Source organism: Escherichia sp. WS547, from assembly GCF_046486065.1.
GTDB classification, from domain to species: Bacteria; Pseudomonadota; Gammaproteobacteria; order Enterobacterales; family Enterobacteriaceae; genus Escherichia; species Escherichia coli.
The window spans coordinates 128,905-150,716 of record NZ_JBJQMA010000002.1; the positions used below are offsets into that span (position 1 = coordinate 128,905).

The following is a 21,812-nucleotide window of genomic DNA, read 5'->3' on the forward strand; positions in this document are numbered from 1 at the left end:
ATTTAGTCAATTTTAAAAATCTGTTTTGACATTTTCGTTTAAATAATCATATATTTTTCGCTGACCCACAGTTGTTGATGTATACTCTGTATTTTTTGTAAACTCCTCAGGATTCACAGTTTTCAATGCAGAGCACAGCTTTTCAATATTTTCTTTGTTAATTTTAGGCATGTCCATCAATTTTTTACGTAGAAACTGAAATAATGCAGAAATACCGACAGATCTAACTAACACTGTGCCTTTCTCAATACATACATTAGCCCAAAAATGATCTTTTATCGCTGAAAAATAAATTTTCAATATTTGCTCTATCGCCTTATCATTGCCTTTTATATAAAACCATCGCAATGGGCTTTTATCCTTGCTGTTTTTATTATCAAGCCTGCCCCTTCCTTTTTCTTTTTCATCCGAATCAATTGCATTGATGGTATATCTATCAGCACGAGGGTTTTTAGATATTAGTGATAATACACCATCAATAAATACAGACGATGATATAGACCAGTCATTTTCAGTAATTTCATTCAATACTCTATTTTTTAATCGTCTGTAGAAAGGATATTCATCTGTTTTATTGAATTTCTCACTAAAATATACAGCAAGCAAATCAGGAGGCCAATACTCTCTGGATATATCATCAAGAGAGTATCCAAAGAGTCTATATGCTAAACTTTTAGGAACTTTTTGTTGGTTAAAATTAATTGTTGAAAATATAGTTGCTTGATTGGATGGTGGTAATGAGTTATAAATTGAACAAGGTAATTGAATATCTTTATTCTTAGCATACTTAAATCCTAATAATCTGTGCTGTCCATCGATAATAGAACATAATCTTAGATTTATATTCGGTATTATTATCTTATATAATCAATTCTCACTTTTTTTAAACTCCCATTTGTCATCTTCCTTTGCAGGTGTACCATCTTCATTATGATTGACAGAGAGTATGATTGAGTTTGGAAATGCAGCCTCATCGGAGTCTATGAATTTTGCTATGTCTAAGGCTCTTGGCATAGACTCTTTCCTCTGCACACCTGATATTTCCCCATCATCCATTTCCGCCTGATTCACATAAATACATTTCAATAAATCTTCGGCAGACATAACCGTCTGAAAGAATTCGCCGTATGGTTGGGTGACCTTAATTGCATGGATCTCAATAGAATTAGACATTTATAGCCCCTCACCTGGCTCATCATTAGAACTCATATTCCTTAATTCATCAGACACTAATGAATCTGGAGTTACAGGGATTTTAAAATCAGGCTTAACAACGGTAATGGAAAACCATAATATTATAGTTATAATAAGTGATGAAATTAACATGAAATTGACGTCATTTTTTAATCCAAAAAATAAAAAAAACAAATGATATGAACCATAAAAATATTGAACAAGATATTCTAACTTGTTTACGGTGCCTTTCAGATAAAGAAATAGGATTTTCGTTCTCGTCATCTCTGGATAAACACTCCGCGGCTAATACGCCCAATGTGGTAATAATAAATGAAAAAATAGAAAAACCCAACTGCGTATTATCTTTTAAAAATAATGGGCCAATCCATATTCCGCAGGTTGATACAAATAATGTCACCAAAGATATAAAAATAAATTTTGGCTGAATGATTCTTGGATATAATCCTAAGATATCTTTCCACAAGTTCACCCAATGTATCATATCATTTCTCGACATGCTTTTTACCCTAACCTTGTACTATCTACAAAAATAATCAAAAAACAAGCTCCCAAAACGCTCTATCTCGCATCTTGCTAACCCGCTTATCCCCATCAACATACAGACTGAAATGTTTTTCAAGCTGCCGAATCTGCCCCATTAACGACTCCTGTTCGCCCTTATCATCCACGTTGAATACAGCCTTGATATCCGCATTTTTAATTTCGGACACACGATGAATAACCCAGGTTAGAATATATGAAGCGTAATTGTTCTCTCCAGTTTTGAAGTGGGTAATTTCCTGCGTTGACAGGATCGCTCCAACACCATATTCACGACCTTCCTTAAGGATCTTCCTCAGACTGGAAAAGTCCTGGCGCATAAAGTTATCTGCCTCATCCACCAGAATCATCTTGGTGAGCTGACGATAATCCCCCTGAATCACTGGCTTGCCGCGTTTTTGCATTTGTGCATAAAACAGATCCAGGGTTAGCGCAACCACCAGGTTTTGAATCTCTGATGAGTAGCCAGCCAATTCGATAACTGTGACACCATCCACCAGATCATACAGACTCGTCATTTTCTCTGGGTCTGTTTCAAATATCTGAAACCCAGCTAAGTTATAAAGCGCGGCGTACAATGAGTCTTCTTCTACTTTTTCCTGAGCCAGATATCGCTGCCACACATCTTCTATGGTCGGTGCTACACGGTTCCAGGTTGAGCGATCATGAGGCACTATTCCTGCTAATTCATAGCACTCCATGATTAGCGTAACCAGTTTCATACGCTGTTTCACACCCAGGTTATAGGCTTTCCCCATTGTTTCAGAAAATGCGATTGCGGTATGTCTGGGTAACATGGGCATATCACCAAACAGTGACAAAGGGTTATAAGGTAGTAACGATAATTGATATTTCTTACCGCCAGTAGCCTTCAGAAAAGCCTCGTCCACATAGTCAGATTTATAATCAAAGATCAGTAAACCAATCGATTTTCCATCAACGTTACAGGATTGGTTACGCATTAATTGTGTCACCAGCGATTTGGTAAATTGCGTTTTCCCGGTCCCCATCGTACCGATGATGCCTGTGTTGGTATTCATAAACTTCGTGGTGTTGGTCGGTTCCCAGAATAACGGGGTTTGCCGTGTAGCGTCATGACCAAATAATACTTGTAAGGGTACAGTGCTGACCTCTGGTGTCGGCTTTGGAATATCAGGTCGTGTGTCTGGCGGTGTCGTTACCTGCACTCCCGATGCTGATGGAGATGGGTGCTCATCACTCTCTGGCTTCAGACGGTATTTATCTGGTACCCGGTAGCGTTCAGCCAATGGCAATTTACCTTCACGGGTAGTGATTAACGAGGATAGTAATGAATAAGGAATTTCGATCTGTAAGATATTCTCTGTCGTCTCTTTATAGGAGAGATCGAAGCAAGATCCGCTGTCTACATGTGCAACAACAAAGCCATTAGCATAGTCTTTTAACTCACCCAACTGATAGTCACCGGTCAACCACCATTCGCGGCGATCCAACAGGGGAGCCAGCTTATCACTGTCCAGCACACCGTACAGCTGAAGTTTCTCTACCTGCATCAGCACCTGTCGAATAAAGAGCGCGCGATAAAGTTGCGATGCCAGTGTATGCGGCTCCAGAATATCCTGCTGTAAATAACGTTTAAGCTCAGCAGCCTGCTGGCCCGCATAGTTGTAATCTGGTCGAGCGCCGGTTTTGACTTCCAGCGGCAGTAAATAGAGACGGTTTTCTTTAAAACCAACAAAGAGCACATCATCAGAGATTGCGCCTTTACGGTACCCCTGTAGATTTCTTGATAAATCGCTTTCCTTCATCTTTAGCCCGACGTTACCAGATACGCGAATCATTTCGGCTACAGATAGCGGTACCCAGCAGATATCAGACTCACTCAGCATGGACTGTACAAATTTATACGCGCCAATGATGCCATATTTCTCTTTGCGCTCTTTTTCACTGGAGCGCAACATCTTCAGCAACCACTCACCGTTAAAAGCATTAAATTCGGCAAGTAGATGCTGGCTATCAACGGCAGATTGCCCGGACTGGCTTTCGGTCTGGAGCAGGCGGAGGAATAGATCGACCTGCTTCGTTACCGTCACTGCATCGTAGCCTGCACAACTAGTGTACTGATCGGAATAGTGGATCAGCACAACATCTTTCTGGCTAGTAAAGAAGTCAAGAGTAACTTTAGGGTCAATAATGGTGGTCCAGAGTGCACTGTTGTAAGAATAATTGAGTAGCTGTTTAAAATTGCCGCTTACGGCCAATCCAATCCCTTGTCCGTGGTATTGACTGTTGCTCTGACGCGCTGGCTGCCACAGGCAGCCCACTAACCGGGCAAGTCGTAGAGCGCAGTAAGATTCAGTATCAACATTCCGCAGGCCAAACGCGGTAAAGTAAGCATCCCCCTGTGTTTCAGCTCCTTCTCCGGAAATCAGCCCATGACACAGTACACCGCTGGCAGCATCCTCAATGCGGATCTGGCGGCAATCCACCGGAGCTGTATTGGTGAAAAACGCCAAATGTGCATAGGCCAATTTGTCGCTTTCTGACGGCAGGACAAATTTGCTGAACGTTAACCGACTGCGTAACAGGTCAATCAGCATATCGGCCTCAGCTCGCCACGCACCGCGGTTCAGGTCAAGGTCGTTTTTAAGCTGTTCATAGCTGCCACTCTCGGCAAAGCGATCAAACATATTTGGCAGCAGGCGTTCATCGTAGCAATTTACATGCACCGAAATAGCATGCTCTTTTTCCTGCTTAAAATATTCCACTAACCCCAGAAACAGTTCTTTCGCTGTTCCCTGATTAATAGCATTAATAATCAATGCATTGTTTCCGGGACTCTGAAATAGCCGGGCGTAGGCTTCGGTAAATTCATTGAGCTTGTCTTTTACCAAACGTTTTACGTAATCGTGGCTCACCTGGCGCTGGGGAACGACATCGATCCAGAAGCGATTTTCTTCCACCGGCTGCAACTGTGCGTATTCGTGTTCACTGTGGTAAACGAATGGCATCAAGCCGGACACCACCAGACGATCAAGCGTAATGGTCGGTAGTGTGGCAAATGACGCTGAGTCGTATTGTTCCTGCTCTGCGCAGATAGTTTGTACCAGTTGTAAATGGTAGGCCAACACTAGGGGATGCAACGGGGAGAGACGTTCATGACTGTCGACATTACAAATACCCAGATGCAGCAGGCGCTTTTCCTGCGCTGTTAACGCTCTGCTCAACTCGATTTGTTGAAGCGCCTGTTCAAAGGTCGTCACTATATGGCTTACCAGCGCGCAGTATTCTGCTGACCACGATACCAGGCTAGGTAAAGTACCGCAGCGCTGGTAGTAGAGGAATAATTGGTCGTAGGCGTTATAGAGATCGGGGTGGATGGCAACGAGTTCATCCAGCGCAAACGCGCTATCGTCATCTCCTGTCCCCAAAAGACGTTGATCAACTAATGAGGCTTCCAGCGCCAGTAACTGCTGGCGAACACCGACAACCTTGTGTTCGGTATTATCAAGAATGATACGACCCTTCAATCGGTTCCAGGACGCATTCCCGTCTTCTTTGAACAGTTTATTGAAACGACTCTGGTCAAAAAGTAGCGGTAAGGTTAACCCTTCTTCGGCTCCCGGCCCTTCGATATTGAATGCCAGACAAGAATCACCTGAAACAAGCTTAAATTGGATCAGATCGCTTTGATTTGCCAGTGTTTCAAAATTCACCAATGCATAATGCTGGCAGTCAATATCACCATTTTCTTCATCCAGTATACAGACTTGGCTACCCGACTCAGCGATTCGTAGTTCGTTGTCTTCGCGTTGGAGTGTGATTTGTGGTTTACCTGGCTCGATACGGAAACAATGCTGAATATCGTCTAGCCAGAATTGTCCTTGTCTGACCAGTAACAGGCGGAACTTGTACTCTTCGGCTGAATTATTGCGATTAGTCAGTTCGAGGCTAAAGAAGCAGGGATTCCCATCGAAAGGAACCGACGCCATAATACGGGAGCTTTTACCCCCTGCACGACTAATTCGCCAGAAACGCTCTTTTTTTAACTGACGATGATGCGCAATTTTTATCTGGTTATCCTGAAGATCGTTGCCCTGAAAGCAAAACTCCAGCTCAGTTTGCGATTGTTCGGGTGGTACCTGTACCAGTAGGCTGATATCGCGCTTGCCTGCTTTACTTGCGCTTTTCGCCCGTTGCCAAATCACGCCATTTTCGACCGTGATATCATCCAGTACCAGTTTTTGTTCGCGGTTCTGTTCTTTTTCGTTTAGATAAACAGCGAAATCAAGCTCGCGCCAGTCGTCTTTATCATTGAAATGTTCCTGAATAAATTTGGCGCTGAATTCAGTTAATACGTTCTCCAGTTGCCCACTGTAGCGTTCAACGCTGTCCTCGATTTGACGAAATAACTTCCTGTTTTCATTCAGTCGGGTATGGAGCTGTTTCTGGCTAAAATTCAGTAGTTCATCATCTTTAAACAGCGATAGCTCGGAGAAATCCAGATTGCCGTCATCCAGCAGGCGATACAACGACGAGAAGCCAAATACGGTCGCACCTTCATCCAGTACCGTTGTTCGTTGATCCTTTAATAAGCAACGCGACAACTCTGAACGGTTGTTGTCCGTCGTGATCAACTTTTCCAATTCATGACTGAAGGTTTCGGGGTGCCAGATAGCTCCCGGTGCCGCGACGTCTTTTGTGCTGTTAATCAGGGTGTCCAGCATGCTGTTATGAATAATCAGCAGTGCAGTTTTGGCAAACACCCCGCTGCGGCCAGCAACTTCATCGCGTAAATGGGATATGTAGTTTTCCGTGAATGCTGGCGCTGCGGCTCCGTGCAGCACCGGAATAAGCTGAATACCATTACAGGAGAGACAGGCAAGGCGCTGCTCTGGCGCAATTTCCAGATGATTGTCACCTGCCAGGTCAACAAAAGCCTGCCAGAGTTGTAGAGCATTGTCAGGGTCAGGAGATTTAAACTGGTAACGCTCACCAGGTTGAATAATGCCACTAACCCATTCAATAAAGGTTTCCGCCAGATAGGTTTCATACTGTTTTACGGACATACACGGCGTCTCCACTGTCACTCATTCGCTCCACATTTCCCATACGTTCATAAAACGCTACCAGCGTTTGTGCCGACTGGTTATCCAGATAAAATCCGCGCTGTTCAAAGCCGCGCAGCAACTCATGCAGGCGTAGTTTGTCATTTTTACCCACAGTGAGATTGGTCAGCAGCAGCAGACGATCCTGATTCAGTACCAGTACTTTTCCCGCCCGACCACGTACCTGAATGAAATCGGTGCAGATCTGGGTTTCAAGCTCGTTGATGTATTTCCGGTTAACTGTCGCACGATCAGATTTCTTATCCTGAAACTGTTCAACAGCAACGGTTAATAATTGTTTAAAAGCTTCTTCCAGCGTAACGGCTTGCGTATACTTCGATGCCGAAAGCTCGCGTTTTTCGATAAACTCCTGCAAATAATTATTGAGATCTTGCAGTAATTGAGATGAGTTATCAGAAAAATTTAAGCAATCCTGATAGACCTGCCAGAGTGGACGCTTCTTATCTCCTTTTATTTGTAGAACTTCCAGCGCGGAGAGTATTGGGAAAAGTTTTTCACTTTGACGAGCGAACCACTTATAACCAAAGCGTTTTATTTGATCCCGTTCAGAACTGGCTTTTTCAGTGTCGAGAATAAAGAAAAGCGACTTACTTTGTGGCTCGCCGTCCTGCCAGTTGTCCAGATTGAGCGCTAGCTGGGCACACCAGCTAAAGGCATATAAACGCAGAGTATTAGTCAGTTCTTGTAACAAATATTGAGGGTGTTCTGCCAAAAACGCCAGATCAGACTGAAAACAAGTCACCAGATAGGGAAGGTAGGGTTGTTCTTCAGAGAATGGGCCTTTTCCCAATAACTTTATTTTTTCATTGAGCTTATTTAGCATTTGCTGCTCAATGAAGTTCAGCTTATCCTGGATAGGATATTCCAAGCTGAAATCTCCCATTAGATTAGCAAACAGAGTGCCAAGGCGTTTATCGGCCATTGAAGCGCCACTTATTTTTTCGCCATCAAACTGAGCATGAAATAGTAAAAAAAGCGGAGATACACGAAAGATATCTTCACTGGAAAAATACATCCGTTCCAGTACAGTCCAGAATGCTGGTTCATCAAGCAATTCTTGCAAATGAGCCTTGCAATCATCGCGAAATTGACTGGGAGTATAGGCATCAATTTTACGCTTCAGGGCGTAACTAAGCACCAATCCGGTGACAAATTGCCAGTTAATATCATTGTTTTTGTTACGTATCGGCAGATAACTATCCAGTTGATTATTACCTACTTTTAACGTCGTTGCGATAGGGTACATTCCACTAACCCTCCATACCGCTAATGGTGATCATGTCGTCGTCCGCTTTAGCGCGATAAACTCGCCGCCCACCAGCATAAAACTTGATTTCGCTGCTGGATTTGGCCTGTTCAGTAATCAAATCAACGATTTCGTCCAGTAGAACAATGGCATTTTTATCGTATTTATTGGGGCGATAGCCATTGTTTAATTTGTTCAAAAGTTCAAATAAATTAAGTCCGATACGAACTGGTAACAGAGAGTTTTGCCCAACTTTTAAATGCACGTCGAAGCCAGTAGGGTGGGCCGTATTTTTATTGCGGATGGCCTCCCAGTCAGGTTTCAATTCGACTGGCGCGGTTATTTTTACCCCACCATATTCACCTAAAAAGAACTCTTCTTTTTGCATACTCAATTCCGGCGCTTTGCGGTTTGCATAGCGCTGAATACCAGCAATAAGTTCGGATGTATAAAACCGGTTCAGTGCTTTTTTCTGCTCTGAGTCAGCGATGTAATTTTTGTGCAGATGCCAGATTTCTGAATAATGCTCAAATAAAGATTCATTGAAGAATACGGAAAATTTCTGATGATAATTATTCCCCAGAGATTCATCCTGCAGCAACCAGAAGAGCCGAATTAATGAAGCCGCATCACCCGGATTAACGCACTGGCGATCAAATCTAATGTGTAATGGCGCGAGTGCAGCTAAAAAATCATCCAGTTCAGGGTCAACCAGGCCCAATTCGTAGCGCAAAATAAACTGATCGATTTCATAGGTGTGCAGCCTAGCAGGATCAAAATCAGAAACTTTTTTAATCAGGTCGTTTTCTGCCCCAGTGAAAAGATTATCAAATAAATACCCCGGCCCCATAAGCAAATGATGCAGAAAATCCAGTAGAGTTCGGGTTGTCACAAACTGATCTTTAATCAGGCGGGCCTTAAAGAGCTGAGTGATGAGAACATCCTGAACACCCGGCAGACAAAGTAATTTATAGTTAGCAACTTCTTTCAGCTCAGGGTTAACGGTCTCATCATGTCGAAAAATAAACTGAAACAAATTACTATCATCATTACGGGTTAAATTATCCAGTAATGTTTTAATAAACGATGAATACTGTTTTTTTTCATTAAACTGGAATTTAGGGTAATGCTCAAAGTCAAAAAAAGAACAATGCCCACTGCGGTATGGGCGGCTTTCTTCCTGATCTGCTGACAAGAAAGAATCGATCGCAGTGCGGATCGCCAGATGGCATTCAGCACCTTCTCTGGCAAAATTGGCGAGCATCCCGGTATTGATGCCTATAAGCAAAGGAGATGAGTATTGGTGATGATTGCTAAATAAATCATTTAAAGCATCAATAGCTGATTGCCGGGGAGCAAAGCTGTGTGTTGCATCCAGATGAAAACTAAAGCGCTGCTGATAACGAGGGTTTGACTTACAACGGGTCAAAATTTCGGACTTTCCATCACCACTACTGCCACACAAAAAGATGATTTCACCGGGCTTAGCAACATCCAGATAACGTTGCAGCTCAGTTTCAATTTCTTGTTTAACAAAGAGTTGTTCTTTTAACTGATCGAACTCATCCTTTTGACGATGCGTTACCGTGGTTACGGAAAACGAAGATGACTTCGCAAGTACACCCAACGCTTTACGTAATGTGATTGCGCTCATAACTTCATGTTCTCAAAAGTAGGATTATACCTATTCTATAAAAGCTATCCGCTGATATCTATAGGCACTTTGAGACATTTATTACGGGCAATTTTAAAATTGTATCTTTTCCATCCGTACACAAAACACATCCAGAGATGGCGGGGAAAATCCATCTATCAACCAGTTCCACTTTGGAAATTGCTTGATTAGTAGTATCTTAATCAAACACATACGCTAAATATTACCCCCGATTGATTTTCGCATAGTCAAACAGCGTAATCGATCTCTCCCTATTCGCATCCAGAAAATCAGCCCACCATACTGCAAATCAGCTCGCGCTCATCCAGATGTTCTGCCTTATGGATATACGCCCCCTTACCGATGTGACTCATCTGACGTTCAGCCGCTTTATCTCATGTTGTTCTGGTCTCAATACTTCCATGCCGTTGCAATTACCTCTTAAACCAGCCCTTACCATTTTTATGGGTACGATAAGAAAACTTTATCGGGCACGATCGATTTTATCGATCGATTCGATCGAAAACATTCCTTTTACCTTATCTTTTTCATGGTTTTAGAATGAGCAACCCCATTTATCGTTCGGGGAAAGTGATAGCGGAGATGATTGAAATGAATAAGGTTATTGCGGTTTCAGCGCTTGCCATGGCAGGCATGTTTTCGACCCAGGCTCTGGCTGATGAAAGCAAAACAGGCTTTTATGTGACCGGTAAAGCAGGTGCTTCTGTTATGTCACTTGCAGACCAGCGTTTCCTGTCGGGGGATGGAGAGGAAACATCAAAATATAAAGGCGGTGATGGCCATGATACGGTATTCAGTGGCGGTATCGCGGCCGGTTATGATTTTTACCCGCAGTTCAGTATTCCGGTTCGTACGGAACTGGAGTTTTACGCTCGTGGAAAAGCTGATTCGAAGTATAACGTAGATAAAGACAGCTGGTCAGGCGGTTACTGGCGTGATGACCTGAAGAATGAGGTGTCAGTCAACACACTGATGCTGAATGCGTACTATGACTTCCGGAATGACAGTGCATTCACACCATGGGTATCTGCAGGGATTGGCTACGCCAGAATTCACCAGAAAACAACCGGTATCAGTACCTGGGATTATGGGTACGGAAGCAGTGGTCGCGAATCGTTGTCACGTTCAGGCTCTGCTGACAACTTCGCATGGAGCCTTGGCGCGGGTGTCCGCTATGACGTAACCCCGGATATCGCTCTGGACCTCAGCTATCGCTATCTTGATGCAGGTGATAGCAGTGTGAGTTACAAGGACGAGTGGGGCGATAAATATAAGTCAGAAGTTGATGTTAAAAGTCATGACATCCTGCTTGGTGTGACTTATAACTTCTGACGACACTGCTCCTGAACGATAATACGTATATTTAGCAATTAAGATAATTGCGTATCTTCTGCAATTAAACAGAAATACCCTGCAGTCTATTACTGCAGGGTTATCTGTTTCACAGATAATTTCTGATTTTTATTATCCTGTTCTCTTCATCATAATGTTGTCGATATACTCCGATGAATATCAGAAAACTGTTTTGTCCGGGAAACACACCCCGGATTTTATTGTTTTTATTCTTTTTTGTTGTTTCTGCAATAACCACAATTGCATGCGGATACACTGAGAAGAATGCCACAGGAAATGTGCTGCTTCTGTTTCTCCTTCTTCTCCTTGCACACAGAAATACCCTCACATCCATTACAGCGCTGTTATTTATGTTCTGTTGTGCACTGTATGCGCCTGCGGGTATGACGTACGGTAAAATCAACAACAGTTTTATTGTCGCGTTGCTGCAGACCACGGCTGATGAGGCTGCAGAGTTTACCGGGATGATTCCTGTTTATCATTTTCTGGTCAGTGCCGCGATTCTGGTATTCATGGTGATTTTCTGGCGGACACACCACCGCGGTCACCGTAACTGGCTGGCACTGCTGCTATTCGTATTATGCTCTGTAAACAGCTGGCCGTTGCGGATGGTTAAAGGAACTGTTGTGGGGACAACTGACACATTGCGTGAAATGCAGCGTTATAAACAACTGAGTCAGCACGGGGCTGATAACTGGAAAATCCTGCCGGGTGTGCCGTTGTATGACACGATTGTTATCGTTACTGGTGAGAGTGTGCGCAGGGATTATATGTCGGTATATGGCTATCCCGTGCCAACCACGCCGTGGCTGAATACTGCTCCCGGTTTATTTATTGACGGCTATACATCGACAGCAGCCAGTACCGTACCTTCCCTGAGCCGGACACTGATTTATGACTATGAGCAGAACCCTGACTCCGGCAACAACGTGGTGGCGCTGGCAGCAAAAGCAGGATACAGCACATGGTGGATATCCAATCAGGGAAAACTGGGAGAGCATGACACACGCATCTCTGTTATTGCTTCTGATGCGGAGCATACCGTTTTCCTCAAGAAAGGCAGCTTCGCTTCCCGTAAAACGGATGACATGTTGTTGTTACAGGAAACAGAACGTGCGCTGGCGGATAAATCCTCGCCGAAGGTGATTTTCCTGCACATGATTGGCTCTCATCCGAATCCGTGTGACCGACTTAACTCCTGGCCGAATTATTACCTGGAGCAGTATCCCCGAAAGATTGCCTGTTACCTCGCCAGCATCAGTAAACTGGATAACTTTCTCGGTCAGCTTGATGGTATCCTTCGCCGGCATTCCCGTCACTTTGCAATGCTTTACTTTTCTGACCATGGGCTGTCGGTCAGCGACAGTGCTAATCCTGTTCATCATGATGGTCATGTGCAGGGGGGCTACAGCGTTCCCCTGATTATTACCGCCAGTGACATCACGTCTCATCAGTCCGTCAGCAGGAAAATCAGTGCCCGTAATTTCGCAGGCATTTTTCAGTGGCTGACCGGTATTCGTACCGAAAATATAACGCCATTCAATCCGCTGACAGACGAAGATAATGAACCCGTTATGGTTTTTAACGGAGAGAAAAATGTGCCGGCAGACAGTCTGAAACCGCAGCCACTTATTCTTCCGGACCACAGGTAATCATATATGGCAAACTGTAATACAGTCTCTTGTACTGAAAAGGATTCTGTATAGAATAGAACCTGTATTCATATCAGCACAAGGGACCACCAAATCCCGGCAACATTCCTTACGTCAGTTATCCCGCATCACCCTGTGGGTGCGGGATTTTTTATGATGTTTCTTTTTATTGAATATATATAAATAACGAATAACTGCGGATTCTGATAATCCACCTGCAGGGAGCAATCCGGTAAACATTTAATACATCAGTTAATATCGTTTTGCCTTTTTAACAAAGAAAATATTCATGGAGTAAGTTCCCGGGCATTTGCCCGGGATGATTACTGTTTTAATGGATTATTAATCTTTGCATATTCAAATGGACTGATAAATTTTTCTCTGTTTGCATCCAGAAAATCGGCCCACCATTGTAGCATCAAGCGGCGTTCTTCCAGATGCTCTGCTTTATGGATATACGCGGCCCTCACTGAATTTCGCTCCATGTGGCTCATCTGACGTTCAACAGCATCACGAGACCACAAACCTGATTCGACCAATGAACTACAGGCCATTGTTCGAAAGCCATGACCACAAACCTCTACTTTTGTATCATACCCCATGACCCGTAACGCACTATTTACCGTATTCTCACTCATGGGTTTGTGCGAATCGTGATCACCAATAAATATCAAGTCATGGGCCCCACAAAACTGTTTTATCTGCTTTAAAATTGCAAGAGCTTGCGTTGAAAGAGGCACTAGATGCGTTGTACGCATTTTTGAGCCTCTATGGGAATGTTTCACTCCAGGAATAGGCTCCCGCTCCGGTGGGATAGTCCATATAGACGCTTCGAAATCGATCTCTGACCAACGAGCAAAACGCAGCTCACTGGACCGAATAAAGATCAGCAAAGAGAGTTCTGTCGCCCATCGGGTTAGCGGCCTACCAGTATAGCTATCTATTTTTGTAAGCAACTCAGGGATGCGCTTTAATTCAAGCGCGGGACGATGTTGTCGATTACAGGAAGCAACCGCCCCAGCCATCTCTTGTGCCGGGTTATAATCAATTAACCCACTTTGCACTGCATAGCGCATGATGGCTGTAGTGCGCTGCTGAAGACGAGCGGCCACTTCAAGACGTCCAGACATTTCTACGGCCTTAATGGGTGCTAATAAATCTCGAGTTTTTAACTCAGCGATATTACGTTCACCAAGCGCTGCAAAAAGATTATCTTCCAGACTTTTTAGCACACGATGGGCGTGATCTTCAGACCACTTTTTATTGGTGCCATGCCACTCAATCGCGACTTCTTTAAAGGTTCGTGCTTTACTCTGTTCAACCTTATCATTTTTCTTTTTGTCTCCCGGATCGACGCCATTCGCAAGCAGCTTACGCGCCTCGTCACGACGTACTCTGGCATCCGCTAGTGTGATTTCAGGATAAACCCCAAGTGCCAGCATTTTTTGCTTTCCCTCATAACGGTACTGCAAACGCCAGTACTTAGAACCATTTGGATGGACAAGCAGATGCATACCGCCACCATCAGTCAGCTTATATTGCTTATCCGTTGGCTTGGCTGCTCTGACTTTGATATCTGTTAATGCCATGCGTATTCCCTCCCTGTTGGTACAAGCATTATCGAACCGGAAATACCATCATCTGTACCAACATATGTTGGTAGATGTACGTTGATATCGGTTGACCTTGAGAGAGTTAATATAGCTGGAAAGGTAGATAAATACTGAATTTTAGGCATAAAAAAAGACCTCAGTTGAGGTCTATTTACATACTTTTGGTGCCGAAGGCCGGACTCGAACCGGCACGTATTTCTACGGTTGATTTTGAATCAACTGCGTCTACCGATTTCGCCACTTCGGCACTGAAGAGGTATGCGGAAAACGTTGTGGATTATACCTGTCGCACGCCACCATGCAAGCGCCAGCTTGCACCCACCTCGCTAAGTGCTGAAATTTTCAGCATTACACTCAGCGATATGTAACCTTTGTCACACTCCAGGCACCCCGCCCTGCCATGCTCTACACTTCCCAAACAACACCAGAGAAGGACCCAAAAATGTCGATGATAAAAAGCTATGCCGCAAAAGAAGCGGGCGGCGAACTGGAAGTTTATGAGTACGATCCCGGTGAGCTGAAGCCACAAGATGTTGAAGTGCAGGTGGATTACTGCGGGATTTGTCATTCCGATCTGTCGATGATCGATAACGAATGGGGATTTTCACAATATCCGCTGGTTGCCGGGCATGAGGTGATTGGGCGCGTGGTGGCACTCGGGAGCGCCGCGCAGGATAAAGGTTTGCAGGTCGGTCAGCGTGTCGGGATTGGCTGGACGGCGCGTAGCTGTGGTCACTGCGACACCTGTATTAGCGGTAATCAGATCAACTGCGAGCAAGGTGCGGTGCCGACGATTATGAATCGCGGTGGCTTTGCCGAGAAGTTGCGTGCGGACTGGCAATGGGTGATTCCACTGCCAGAAAATATTGATATCGAGTCCGCCGGGCCGCTGTTGTGCGGCGGTATCACGGTCTTTAAACCACTGTTGATGCACCATATCACTGCTACCAGCCGCGTTGGGGTAATTGGTATTGGCGGGCTGGGGCATATCGCTATAAAACTTCTGCACGCAATGGGATGCGAGGTGACGGCCTTTAGTTCTAATCCGGCGAAAGAGCAGGAAGTACTGGCGATGGGTACCGATAAAGTGGTGAATAGCCGCGATCCGCAGGCACTGAAAGCCCTGTCGGGGCAGTTTGATCTCATTATCAATACTGTGAACGTCAGCCTCGACTGGCAGCCTTATTTTGAGGCGCTGACCTATGGCGGTAATTTCCATACGGTCGGTGCGGTTCTCACGCCGCTGTCTGTTCCGGCCTTTACGTTAATTGCGGGCGACCGCAGCATCTCTGGTTCTGCTACCGGCACGCCTTATGAGCTGCGTAAGCTGATGCGTTTTGCCGCCCGCAGCAAGGTTGCGCCGACCACCGAACTGTTCCCGATGTCGAAAATTAACGACGCCATCCAGCATGTACGCGATGGTAAAGCGCGCTACCGCGTGGTCCTGAAAGCCGACTTCTGATCCCTTTGCCGGGAGCCTGTCGCCCGGCACTTAAATCTCTTTGGAAGGCGTCTCGCAATCTGCTGAATTTAGCGGTGAAGAGTGCACAGCCGTTGCCTATACTCCAGGCAGGAAACTGGAGGAAATCTCATGAGCGAACCCCTGTTAATTGCCCGCACGCCGGACACAGAACTGTTTTTACTGCCGGGAATGGCTAACCGTCACGGGCTGATTACTGGCGCAACGGGGACGGGTAAAACTGTCACGCTGCAAAAACTGGCGGAGTCTCTATCGGAAATCGGCGTGCCGGTGTTTATGGCCGATGTGAAAGGCGATCTGACCGGTATCGCGCAGGCAGGAACGGCGTCGGAAAAACTGCTCGCAAGGCTTAAAAATATCGGCGTAAATGACTGGCAACCGCATGCTAATCCGGTGGTGGTGTGGGATATCTTTGGCGAGAAAGGCCATCCGGTGCGGGCGACGGTTTCGGATCTGGGGCCGCTGTTGCTGGCGCGGCTGTTGAATCTCAACGATGTGCAATCTGGCGTGCTGAATATCATCTTCCGAATTGCTGACGATCAGGGGCTGTTACTGCTCGACTTTAAAGATCTGCGGGCGATTACCCAGTACATCGGCGATAACGCCAAATCTTTCCAGAATCAGTACGGAAATATCAGTAGCGCATCGGTTGGTGCCATCCAGCGCGGGCTGTTGTCGCTGGAACAGCAAGGCGCAGCACACTTCTTTGGTGAGCCGATGCTGGATATCAAAGACTTGATGCGCACCGATGCCAACGGTAAAGGCGTTATTAATATCCTCAGCGCCGAGAAGCTTTATCAGATGCCGAAACTGTACGCCGCCAGCCTGCTGTGGATGATTTCAGAGTTGTATGAACAATTGCCGGAAGCGGGCGATCTGGAGAAGCCAAAACTGGTGTTTTTCTTCGACGAAGCACATCTGCTGTTTAACGATGCACCGCAGGTACTGCTGGATAAGATTGAGCAGGTGATAAGGCTTATTCGCTCAAAAGGCGTGGGCGTCTGGTTCGTTTCGCAAAACCCGTCTGATATTCCGGATAATGTGCTCGGCCAGCTCGGTAATCGCGTTCAGCACGCTTTGCGGGCTTTTACGCCAAAAGATCAGAAAGCGGTAAAAGCTGCGGCGCAAACCATGCGGGCCAATCCGGCGTTTGATACCGAAAAGGCAATCCAGGAACTGGGGACCGGCGAGGCGTTAATCTCGTTTCTCGATGCAAAAGGAAGTCCTTCTGTGGTGGAACGGGCGATGGTGATTGCGCCTTGTTCGCGGATGGGACCGGTGACGGAAGATGAGCGCAATGGCTTGATTAACCACTCCCCGGTGTATGGCAAGTACGAGGATGACGTGGACCGGGAATCCGCCTATGAGATGTTGCAAAAAGGCGTACAGGCGAGTATTGAACAGCAAAATAATCCTCCAGCGAAAGGGAAAGAGATAGCGGTAGATGACGGCATTCTTGGTGGATTGAAGGATATTTTGTTCGGCACTACCGGACCACGCGGCGGGAAGAAAGATGGTGTGGTGCAGACAATGGCCAAAAGCGCCGCTCGCCAGGTGACGAATCAGATTGTACGCGGGATGTTGGGGAGTTTGCTGGGAGGGAGAAGAAGGTAAGTCAGGCGCGATCTGTCCCCCTCACCCTAACCCTCTCCCCAAAGGGGCGAGGGGACCGATCGAACTCGTATTTGACTTTATCAACAATGTGAAAGGGAGCTTTCGCTCCCTTGCTTGGTTACGATTTTCTCATTAACAGCCACAGGCTGATTAAGAAGAAGCTGGCGCTTGGCAACAGTGCGCCGATAATCGGCGGGATGCCGTAAACCAACGTCAGCGGGCCGAAGATCTGGTCCAGTACGTAGAAGACAAAACCGAAGCTGATACCGGTGACCACACGCACGCCCATCGGTACGCTACGCAGTGGGCCAAAGATGAACGACAGCGCCATCAGCATCATCACCGCCACGGATAGCGGCTGGAAGATTTTGCTCCACATATTGAGCTGATAACGTCCGGCATCCTGACCGCTCGACTTCAGATACTTCACGTAGTTGTGCAAACCGCTGATTGAGAGTGCATCCGGGTCCAGCGCCACCACGCCCAGTTTGTCTGGCGTGAGGTTGGTTTTCCAGGTGCCGCTCACCGTCTGCGAACCGGTGATCTGTTTCGGATTGGTCAGATCAGATTCATCAACCTGCGACAGACGCCAGACTTTATGTTCCGGGTCAAACTTCGCAGTAGCGGCATAGCGTACGGATTGCAGACGACGATTTTCGTTAAAGGCATAAATGCTGATGCCACCTAACTCTTTGTCACCTTTAACCCGCTCAATGTAGACGAAGTTGTTGCCATCTTTCGCCCATAAGCCTTGCTGGGTAGAGAGCAACGAGCCGCCGTACATCGCCTGCGCACGGTAGTTACGCGCCATCTGCTCGCCCTGCGGCGCGACCCATTCGCCAATCGCCATCGTCAGCAAGACCAGCGGAATGGCGGTTTTCATCACCGACAGCGCCACCTGCATACGGGTAAAACCAGAAGCCTGCATCACCACCAGTTCGCTGCGCTGCGCCAGCATCCCAAGACCAAGCAACGCCCCAAGCAGAGCCGCCATCGGGAAGAAGATTTGCACATCTTTCGGCACGCTCAGCAAGGTATACATTCCTGCGCCTAACGCGTCGTAACTCCCCTGCCCGGCTTTTTTCAACTGATCGACAAATTTGATAATGCCCGACAGCGACACCAGCATGAACAGCGTCATCATGATGGTGGTGAAAATAGTTTTACCGATATAGCGGTCAAGTACGCCAAAAGGTTGCATCACACCGCTCCTTTACGCGAAAAACTGGCGCGCAGGCGGCGGACCGGCACGGTGTCCCAAAGGTTGAGAACAATCGCCAAAGCCAGATAAATCAGGTTAACGGTCCACATCCACAGCGTCGGGTCCAGCTTACCTTTACCGCCGTTCGATTTCAGGGAGGTCTGGATCAGGAAGAAAAGTAGATACAGCAGCATGGCTGGCAGCATCGACAGTACGCGTCCCTGACGTGGGTTAACCACGCTCAGCGGTACGACCATAAGTGCCATCATAAACACGGTGAATACCAACGTGATACGCCAGTTCAGTTCTGCGCGAGCACGATCGGTGTCAGTGTTCCACAATGTGCACATGTCCATCTGGTCGGTATCGTTCGGGTCGAGCGCCACCGCCTGGTGACCAATGATCGCCTGATAATCCTGGAAATCCGTAATGCGGAAATCACGTAACAGTGCAGTGCCTTCGAAGCGCGTTCCCTGGTTGAGAGTGACGACCTGGGAGCCGTCGCGCAGCTGGGTTAAATGTCCGGAATCGGCCACCACTACAGAAGGACGTGCATTACCTTTTGGTCGAATTTGTGCGAGGAACACATCTTTGAAATCGCTGCCGTCAACGCTTTCGATGAACAGCACCGAGCTGCCATTAGTCGCTTGCTGGAATTGCCCTTGCGCCAGCGCCGCCATGCCAGGGTTCGCTTTCGCTTCTGCTAACACTTCATCCTGATGACGCGATGACCACGGTCCCGCCCACATCACGTTAACCGCCGCGACGATTGCCGTGAATACCGCAAGGATCATTGCCGCTTTCACCAGAACCGCTTTGCTCAGGCCGCAGGCATGCATTACCGTAATTTCACTTTCGGTATACAGTTTGCCCAGCGTCATCAGCAGCCCGAGGAACAGGCTTAATGGCAGGATAAGCTGCGCCATTTCCGGCACGCCCAACCCGAGAAGGGAGAGCACCAGATTCGCCGGAATATCGCCGTCAACCGCTGCGCCGAGGATCCTCACTAACTTTTGACAGAAGAAGATCAAAAGCAAGATGAAGAGTATCGCCAGCTGGCTTTTGAGCGTCTCCCGCACCAGATATCTTATGATTATCACTTTAAATACGCCCGTAAAAACTCGTCTTTTGCAGGATTTTAGCTTGTTTCATGGCTTAAACGTCATTTATTCTCTTGAGTCGTCGAAATCGTCGCTAAGATAATTATACTCAACGGATTCACCTCTCAGATTTTGTTCTGACGTGCCAATGCCGTAATAACGTTAAGATTAACACGAAGTCATCGCAACAGCGGACATGAGTTACGAAAGCTTGCAATTCTATCTGTAGCCACCGCCGTTGTCTTTAAGATTCAGGAGCGTAGTGCATGGAGTTTAGTGTAAAAAGCGGTAGCCCGGAGAAACAGCGGAGTGCCTGCATCGTCGTGGGCGTCTTCGAACCACGTCGCCTTTCTCCGATTGCAGAACAGCTCGATAAAATCAGCGATGGGTACATCAGCGCCCTGCTACGTCGGGGCGAACTGGAAGGAAAACCGGGGCAGACATTGTTGCTGCACCATGTTCCGAATGTACTTTCCGAGCGAATTCTCCTTATTGGTTGCGGCAAAGAACGTGAGCTGGATGAGCGTCAGTACAAGCAGGTTATTCAGAAAACCATTAATACGCTGAATGATACTGGCTCAATGGAAGCGGTCTGCTTTCTGACTGAACTGCACGTTAAAGGCCGTAACAACTACTGGAAAGTGCGTCAGGCTGTCGAGACGGCAAAAGAAACGCTCTACAGTTTCGATCAGCTGAAAACGAACAAGAGCGAACCGCGTCGTCCGCTGCGTAAAATGGTGTTCAACGTGCCGACCCGCCGTGAACTGACCAGCGGTGAGCGCGCGATCCAGCACGGTCTGGCGATTGCCGCCGGGATTAAAGCAGCAAAGGATCTTGGCAATATGCCGCCGAATATCTGTAACGCCGCTTACCTCGCTTCACAAGCGCGCCAGCTGGCTGACAGCTACAGCAAGAATGTTATCACCCGCGTTATCGGCGAACAGCAGATGAAAGAGCTGGGGATGCATTCCTATCTGGCGGTCGGTCAGGGTTCGCAGAACGAATCGCTGATGTCGGTGATTGAGTACAAAGGCAACGCGTCGGAAGATGCACGCCCAATCGTGCTGGTGGGTAAAGGTTTAACCTTCGACTCCGGCGGTATCTCGATCAAGCCTTCAGAAGGCATGGATGAGATGAAGTACGATATGTGCGGTGCGGCAGCGGTTTACGGTGTGATGCGTATGGTCGCGGAGCTACAACTGCCGATTAACGTTATCGGCGTGTTGGCAGGCTGCGAAAACATGCCTGGCGGACGAGCCTATCGTCCGGGCGATGTGTTAACCACCATGTCCGGTCAAACCGTTGAAGTGCTGAATACTGACGCTGAAGGCCGCCTGGTACTGTGCGACGTGTTAACTTACGTTGAGCGTTTTGAGCCGGAAGCGGTGATTGACGTGGCGACGCTGACCGGTGCCTGCGTGATCGCGCTGGGTCATCACATTACCGGTCTGATGGCGAACCATAATCCGCTGGCCCATGAACTGATTGCCGCGTCTGAACAATCCGGTGACCGCGCATGGCGCTTACCGCTGGGTGACGAGTATCAGGAACAGCTGGAGTCCAATTTTGCCGATATGGCGAACATTGGCGGTCGTCCTGGTGGGGCGATTACCGCAGGTTGCTTCCTGTCGCGCTTTACCCGTAAGTACAACTGGGCGCACCTGGATATCGCCGGAACCGCCTGGCGTTCTGGTAAAGCAAAAGGCGCAACCGGTCGTCCGGTAGCGTTGCTGGCACAGTTCCTGTTGAACCGCGCTGGGTTTAACGGCGAAGAGTAATTGCGTCAGGCAAGGCTGTTATTGCCGGATGCGGCGTGAACGCCTTATCCGACCTACACAGCACTGAACTCGTAGGCCTGATAAGACGCGCAAGCGTCGCATCAGGCAATGCTGTTATTGTCGGATGCGGCATGAACGCCTTATCCGACCTACACAGCACCGAACTCGTAGGCCTGATAAGACACAACAGCGTCGCATCAGGCAATGCTGTTATTGTCGGATGCGGCGTGAGCGCCTTATCCGACCTACACACAG

14 protein-coding genes, 1 tRNA gene and 1 pseudogene are annotated in these 21,812 nt (G+C 47.1%); 5 read left to right on the forward strand and 11 right to left on the reverse strand.

What is annotated here, in order from left to right; translation table 11 throughout:
• Positions 1 to 12: 12 nt before the first annotated feature.
• The 6 genes and pseudogenes from ACJHWK_RS02505 to ACJHWK_RS02530 all read right to left on the reverse strand — a co-directional run.
• Positions 13 to 858 carry a DGQHR domain-containing protein gene (locus tag ACJHWK_RS02505; protein ID WP_306295572.1) on the reverse strand — a complete coding sequence of 282 codons (846 nt, stop codon included), beginning with the start codon at positions 856 to 858 and terminating at the stop codon, positions 13 to 15.
• Between the two features lie 9 nt (positions 859 to 867).
• Positions 868 to 1,173: a DNA sulfur modification protein DndB gene (locus ACJHWK_RS02510; RefSeq protein WP_000071509.1), complete on the reverse strand. Its 306-nt coding sequence runs from the start codon at positions 1,171 to 1,173 to the stop codon at positions 868 to 870.
• 557 nt (positions 1,174 to 1,730) lie between these two features.
• Positions 1,731 to 6,785, reverse strand: a complete 5,055-nt coding sequence (dptH, locus tag ACJHWK_RS02515) for a DNA phosphorothioation-dependent restriction protein DptH (protein WP_000114120.1) — start codon at positions 6,783 to 6,785, stop codon at positions 1,731 to 1,733.
• Entirely contained in the window at positions 6,766 to 8,091 is a 1,326-nt protein-coding gene (gene dptG, locus ACJHWK_RS02520) for a DNA phosphorothioation-dependent restriction protein DptG (RefSeq protein ID WP_000283233.1), read from the reverse strand. Before dptG ends, dptH begins: the two co-directional genes overlap by 20 nt.
• Before the next feature lie 4 nt (positions 8,092 to 8,095).
• Complete coding sequence (dptF, locus tag ACJHWK_RS02525; RefSeq protein ID WP_001274542.1) at positions 8,096 to 9,745, reverse strand: DNA phosphorothioation-dependent restriction protein DptF; 1,650 nt, start codon at positions 9,743 to 9,745, stop codon at positions 8,096 to 8,098.
• Positions 9,746 to 9,968: 223 nt separating this feature from the next.
• A pseudogene (locus tag ACJHWK_RS02530) lies at positions 9,969 to 10,134 on the reverse strand (integrase); the annotation flags it as partial.
• A gap of 223 nt (positions 10,135 to 10,357) precedes the next feature.
• Between ACJHWK_RS02530 and ACJHWK_RS02535 the strand changes: the two are divergent.
• Positions 10,358 to 11,098, forward strand: a complete 741-nt coding sequence (locus ACJHWK_RS02535; RefSeq protein ID WP_001477155.1) for an outer membrane protein — start codon at positions 10,358 to 10,360, stop codon at positions 11,096 to 11,098.
• A 173-nt stretch (positions 11,099 to 11,271) separates the two neighbouring features.
• Positions 11,272 to 12,771, forward strand: coding sequence for a phosphoethanolamine transferase (locus ACJHWK_RS02540; RefSeq protein WP_032152094.1), 1,500 nt, complete (start codon positions 11,272 to 11,274; stop codon positions 12,769 to 12,771).
• Between the two features lie 323 nt (positions 12,772 to 13,094).
• Here ACJHWK_RS02540 and ACJHWK_RS02545 read toward each other — a convergent pair whose 3' ends face one another.
• Together ACJHWK_RS02545 and ACJHWK_RS02550 are read right to left on the reverse strand one after the other, a co-directional pair.
• Positions 13,095 to 14,360, reverse strand: coding sequence for a tyrosine-type recombinase/integrase (locus ACJHWK_RS02545; RefSeq protein WP_001218930.1), 1,266 nt, complete (start codon positions 14,358 to 14,360; stop codon positions 13,095 to 13,097).
• A 186-nt stretch (positions 14,361 to 14,546) separates the two neighbouring features.
• Positions 14,547 to 14,631 (reverse strand) — tRNA-Leu (locus ACJHWK_RS02550).
• A gap of 195 nt (positions 14,632 to 14,826) precedes the next feature.
• On the opposite strand from ACJHWK_RS02550, the gene ahr reads away from it, so the two are divergent.
• Together ahr and ACJHWK_RS02560 are read left to right on the forward strand one after the other, a co-directional pair.
• Positions 14,827 to 15,846 carry an NADPH-dependent aldehyde reductase Ahr gene (gene ahr / locus ACJHWK_RS02555; RefSeq protein ID WP_000061768.1) on the forward strand — a complete coding sequence of 340 codons (1,020 nt, stop codon included), beginning with the start codon at positions 14,827 to 14,829 and terminating at the stop codon, positions 15,844 to 15,846.
• A 129-nt stretch (positions 15,847 to 15,975) separates the two neighbouring features.
• Entirely contained in the window at positions 15,976 to 17,478 is a 1,503-nt protein-coding gene (locus ACJHWK_RS02560) for a helicase HerA-like C-terminal domain-containing protein (protein ID WP_001332879.1), read from the forward strand.
• Between the two features lie 118 nt (positions 17,479 to 17,596).
• Here the strand turns inward: ACJHWK_RS02560 and lptG are convergent, their stop codons facing one another.
• The 3 genes from lptG to ytgA all read right to left on the reverse strand — a co-directional run bounded on the left by lptG (position 17,597) and on the right by ytgA (position 19,892).
• Positions 17,597 to 18,679 carry an LPS export ABC transporter permease LptG gene (gene lptG / locus ACJHWK_RS02565; RefSeq protein ID WP_410234794.1) on the reverse strand — a complete coding sequence of 361 codons (1,083 nt, stop codon included), beginning with the start codon at positions 18,677 to 18,679 and terminating at the stop codon, positions 17,597 to 17,599.
• Positions 18,679 to 19,779 (reverse strand): LPS export ABC transporter permease LptF, encoded by a 1,101-nt coding sequence (gene lptF / locus ACJHWK_RS02570; RefSeq protein WP_000584109.1) that lies wholly within the window; start codon positions 19,777 to 19,779, stop codon positions 18,679 to 18,681. Before lptF ends, lptG begins: the two co-directional genes overlap by 1 nt.
• A 62-nt stretch (positions 19,780 to 19,841) precedes the next feature.
• Positions 19,842 to 19,892 (reverse strand): protein YtgA, encoded by a 51-nt coding sequence (gene ytgA / locus ACJHWK_RS02575; RefSeq protein WP_211180521.1) that lies wholly within the window; start codon positions 19,890 to 19,892, stop codon positions 19,842 to 19,844.
• A 153-nt stretch (positions 19,893 to 20,045) separates the two neighbouring features.
• Between ytgA and pepA the strand changes: the two genes are divergently transcribed.
• Complete coding sequence (gene pepA, locus ACJHWK_RS02580) at positions 20,046 to 21,557, forward strand: leucyl aminopeptidase (RefSeq protein ID WP_000397144.1); 1,512 nt, start codon at positions 20,046 to 20,048, stop codon at positions 21,555 to 21,557.
• The last annotated feature ends 255 nt before the right edge of the window (positions 21,558 to 21,812 follow it).

Coding starts and splice junctions, on each gene's coding strand:
- ACJHWK_RS02510 (WP_000071509.1), bottom strand. CDS start 1,173: ATGTCTAATTCTATTGAGATCCATGCAATTAAGGTCACCCAACCATAC.
- dptH (WP_000114120.1), bottom strand. CDS start 6,785: ATGTCCGTAAAACAGTATGAAACCTATCTGGCGGAAACCTTTATTGAA.
- dptG (WP_000283233.1), bottom strand. CDS start 8,091: ATGTACCCTATCGCAACGACGTTAAAAGTAGGTAATAATCAACTGGAT.
- dptF (WP_001274542.1), bottom strand. CDS start 9,745: ATGAGCGCAATCACATTACGTAAAGCGTTGGGTGTACTTGCGAAGTCA.
- ACJHWK_RS02535 (WP_001477155.1), top strand. CDS start 10,358: ATGAATAAGGTTATTGCGGTTTCAGCGCTTGCCATGGCAGGCATGTTT.
- ACJHWK_RS02540 (WP_032152094.1), top strand. CDS start 11,272: ATGAATATCAGAAAACTGTTTTGTCCGGGAAACACACCCCGGATTTTA.
- ACJHWK_RS02545 (WP_001218930.1), bottom strand. CDS start 14,360: ATGGCATTAACAGATATCAAAGTCAGAGCAGCCAAGCCAACGGATAAG.
- ahr (WP_000061768.1), top strand. CDS start 14,827: ATGTCGATGATAAAAAGCTATGCCGCAAAAGAAGCGGGCGGCGAACTG.
- ACJHWK_RS02560 (WP_001332879.1), top strand. CDS start 15,976: ATGAGCGAACCCCTGTTAATTGCCCGCACGCCGGACACAGAACTGTTT.
- lptG (WP_410234794.1), bottom strand. CDS start 18,679: ATGCAACCTTTTGGCGTACTTGACCGCTATATCGGTAAAACTATTTTC.
- pepA (WP_000397144.1), top strand. CDS start 20,046: ATGGAGTTTAGTGTAAAAAGCGGTAGCCCGGAGAAACAGCGGAGTGCC.